A 428-nucleotide genomic window follows, 5' to 3' on the forward strand; every position below is an offset into this window, starting at 1 on the left:
GGGCTTCCTGGAAAACAGACGGCGCGAAACGACGATGAGCGATAAAAAATGGATTAAGGCCGAGGACGTGGCCAGACTGGCCGGGGTCTCGCGCTCGGCGGTCTCCCGCACCTTCACCCCCGGCGCCTCGGTGTCGGAGAAGACCCGGCAGAAGGTGCTGAGCGCCGCGGAAGCCCTGGGCTATCAGGTGAATATCATCGCCCGGACGATGATCACCGGCAGCAGTAATTTTATCGGCATCGTCACCGCCGGTTTCGACAACCCGTTTCGCAGCAAACTGCTGGCGCCGCTGGTCCATCAGCTGGCGCTCAATGGCTTTATGCCGCTGCTGATGAACGCTGACGATCCGCAGCAGCTCGCCCCCTCGCTTAAACAACTGCTGAGCTATCACGTCGCCGGGGTGATCATCACCTCCGGCGCGCCCCCCC

At 62.6% G+C, this 428-nt stretch carries 1 pseudogene; it reads left to right on the forward strand.

Going from position 1 to position 428, the window contains the following annotated elements:
- Nucleotides 1-67 precede the first annotated feature (67 nt).
- Nucleotides 68-428: pseudogene (locus HMPREF9538_RS12960) on the forward strand (LacI family DNA-binding transcriptional regulator); the annotation flags it as partial.

The sequence above is a fragment of the Klebsiella sp. MS 92-3 genome, from assembly GCF_000195655.1.
Lineage (GTDB): Bacteria > Pseudomonadota > Gammaproteobacteria > Enterobacterales > Enterobacteriaceae > Klebsiella > Klebsiella pneumoniae.